This is a genomic window from Amycolatopsis sp. NPDC051071 (genome assembly GCF_040682875.1).
Lineage (GTDB): Bacteria > Actinomycetota > Actinomycetes > Mycobacteriales > Pseudonocardiaceae > Amycolatopsis.
The window spans coordinates 1-2640 of record NZ_JBFBBY010000316.1; the positions used below are offsets into that span (position 1 = coordinate 1).

The 2640-nt window shown below is 64.6% G+C and carries 3 protein-coding genes; 1 reads left to right on the forward strand and 2 read right to left on the reverse strand.

Features of this window, described 5'->3' with window-relative positions:
- Positions 1–301: 301 nt before the first annotated feature.
- The gene (locus AB0M65_RS40700; protein ID WP_364040984.1) at positions 302–499 is read right to left on the reverse strand and encodes a ferredoxin; all 198 of its coding nucleotides are present in this window, start codon (positions 497–499) and stop codon (positions 302–304) included.
- A gap of 8 nt (positions 500–507) precedes the next feature.
- The gene (locus AB0M65_RS40705) at positions 508–1722 is read right to left on the reverse strand and encodes a cytochrome P450 (protein ID WP_364040986.1); all 1215 of its coding nucleotides are present in this window, start codon (positions 1720–1722) and stop codon (positions 508–510) included.
- 216 nt (positions 1723–1938) lie between these two features.
- Between AB0M65_RS40705 and AB0M65_RS40710 the strand changes: the two genes are divergently transcribed.
- Entirely contained in the window at positions 1939–2577 is a 639-nt protein-coding gene (locus AB0M65_RS40710) for a helix-turn-helix domain-containing protein (protein ID WP_364040989.1), read from the forward strand.
- The last annotated feature ends 63 nt before the right edge of the window (positions 2578–2640 follow it).

Here is a 2640-nt window from a genome sequence, read left to right on the forward strand (position 1 = left end):
GGGTACGTCCGAGAAATTCGGCCTGGGGCCGGTGATCGTCGTCTCGGTCTCCCCGGTGCGCCAACCTTCCTGTACCTAGGCGCAAGGAAGGGGGCCTTCCTGTACTTCACGCGAGCATCGCCGCAGGTCCTGCGGCGATGCCGGACCGCATCCGGTGACTGTGTGGATTCTGGCGCGTTCGATGATCCGAAATCCACACAGAGTCTCTGTTGCTCGCGTGCTTAGAGACGTGACTCGCGTGCTCAGAGACGGATCTCGCGTGCTTGGAGACGTGACTCGCGTGCTTGGATGCCGCACACGGTTATTCAGCGAGCGAGAGTGCCTGGCTCGGGCAGATATGCACGGCCGTGCGTGCGTTCTCCTCCGCCACTTCGCCTTCGGGCTCCGGGATCAGCACGATGACCGTCCCGTCGTCCTCGCTCTGATCGAACAGATCGGGATCGGTGAGTACGCACTGACCGGCACCCACACACCTCCCGGTGTCCGCGATGATCTTCATTTGTCCTCCTACCAGGTGACCGGAAGCTCGTGGAGGCCGTAGATCGTCGAATCGTGCTTGAACTGCAGTTCGTCGACCGGAACGGCGACCCGGATCCCCGGAATACGACTGAACAACGTATCGAACACGATCTGGAGTTCCATCCGTGCCAGGTTCTGGCCGAGACACTGGTGCGCCCCGAAGCCGAACGCGACATGGTGCCGCGCGCCGCGTTCGATGTCGAAGTCGTCGGGGTTCTCGAAGCCGTCCGGGTCGTGGTTGCCCGCGTTGCTCAGCCCGACGACGCCTTCACCCGCCCGGATGAGCGTGCCGCCGATCTCGACGTCGGCCGTGGCGAAGCGTGAGGTCGCCGCCTCCGCGATGGTGAAGACACGAAGGAGTTCTTCGATCGCGGGGAGGGTCTTGCCAGGGTCCGCCTTGATCTTCGCCAGCTGCTCGGGGTTCTCCAGCAGGGTCACCGTGCCGAGCGAGATCATGTTGGCCGTCGTCTCGTGGCCGGCGATGAGCAGCAGGAACGCCAGACCGACGAGTTCGTCGCTGTCTTCCTTGTCCGCTTCCCGCTGCTTCAGGATCTGACGGCCGAGAAGGTCGTCCTCGGTGGCGTTCGCTTCTTTCTTCGCGACGAGTTCTTCGAGGTAGCCTTCGAGTTTCTCGAACGCCGCCATCCGTTCTTCGGCGCTCACCTCGCGGCTGAGCATTTTGGAACTGCAGCCCTGGAAGAACTCGTGGTCCGAATAGGGGACACCGAGCAGTTCGCAGATCACCAGCGACGGGACCGGCAAGGACAGGGCTTTCACGAGGTCGACCGGTTTCGGCCCGGCGAGCATGGCGTCGATGTGTTCGTCGACGAACTGCTGGATGCGCGGCTGCAGTGCCTTCATCCGCTTGACCGTGAATTCGCCGACGACGTCACGGCGGGCCTGGCCGTGCTCCGGCGGGTCCATGCCGATGAGGGACGCCCGGAAAGGCTTGTCCTCACGCCGGATCTGGCGCGCGACCATCATCGGGAACGCCGGATCCTGCCGGTCGGAGCTGAAATGCGGACTGGCCAGCATTTCGCGGATGTCGTCGAGCCGGGTGAGTGCCCAAGCCGTCTGGCCGGAGGGAAGGCCGACCCGGGAAATGGGACTTTCTTCGCGAAGCTTCTGATACTCCGGAGGCGGAGAAAACGGGCACGTGCGCGCCATCGGCAAGGTGGCGGTGGTTTCCTCGACGTCGGTCATCGGTTTGTCCTTCCCCAGTTGTCGGGTGGGCTCAGGCGATATCGGACAGGAGACCCCAAAGCGTATGCGGATGATTTCATTCCGCTTACACGATCCAACGTACTCAAGTGGAGACAAGTCGTCCACTCGCGAAGGGGTGGTTTCCCGGGAAGAGTGAAGCGACCGGACGGACGTGCGAGAATCACGGCGCCGGAGCACCGTTGAGAGGCGAGGATCATGACAGCCGACCCCGAGACCCGCTTGCGTGCCGACGCGCGCCGGAACCGGGATCAGATCCTCGCGGCCGCGAGGATGATCTTCGCTGCTCAGGGCGCCGAAGTCCCGATGGAGGAGATCGCCAGGTCGGCAGGCGTCGGCGTCGGCACCCTCTACCGGCGTTTCCCGGACAGGGACGCGCTGATCCGGGCGGTCGCCGTCGACAACTTCGACCGTGTCCTCGTGGACGCGAAGGCGGCGAAGGAACAGGAGCCTTCCGACTGGGAAGCCTTGATCCGGCTGCTGCACCAGTCGATGGAGCTCCAGTTGAGCGTCCAGCTCGCGATGGTGTCACCGCGTGCGCTGGCGATCCTGAAGAGTGACCCGGCGATCAAAGCACTGCGTGACGACCTGCTCGTGGTGCTGGCAGGCTTCGTCCGGGGCGCGCAGGCCGAGGGGCGGCTCCGGACGGATGTCGAGACCGGCGACGTGGCGATGCTGTTCGCGACCCTGCTGCGGCAGATGCCGGGGAAGAACGAAGAAGTCGCGCGGATGGCGACCCGGCGCTGTATCGGCATCATGATCGACGGCCTGCGGGCCGCCGGACCGAACGAAGCGCTTCCGGGGCGGGCCCTGACCGATTCCGACCTCGACCCGTGAGTCCCCAACGCGCGTGAAGGCCCCCTTCCCTCGGCTGATCATTCAACCCATGGCCGAGGGAAG